The 363-nt window shown below is 56.2% G+C and carries 1 protein-coding gene; it reads left to right on the forward strand.

The features are described 5' to 3' along the window. Positions 1 to 363 (forward strand): Mur ligase family protein (locus tag ACTHS3_RS17305; RefSeq protein ID WP_440368676.1); only part of this gene is annotated, 363 nt, incomplete at both ends.

Raw genomic sequence — 363 nt, forward strand, 5'->3', positions numbered from 1 at the left:
CCTCTACTGCGGTCAAAAAAGACAATCCGGAAGTCGTTGCGGCGTTGGAACAGCAGATTCCCGTGATTCCGCGCGCGTTGATGTTGGCAGAATTGATGCGCTTCCGCGATGGTATCGCCATTGCCGGTACGCACGGTAAAACCACAACCACCAGCCTGACCGCCTCTATCCTCGGCGCGGCAGGTCTCGACCCCACTTTTGTTATCGGCGGCAAACTCAATGCCGCAGGTACCAACGCCCGCTTGGGCAAAGGCGAATACATCGTTGCCGAAGCCGACGAGTCCGATGCGTCTTTCCTGCATTTGACCCCGATTATGTCCGTCGTCACCAATATCGATGAAGACCACATGGATACCTACGGAC

The sequence above is a fragment of the Neisseria sp. P0009.S007 genome, from assembly GCF_051962515.1.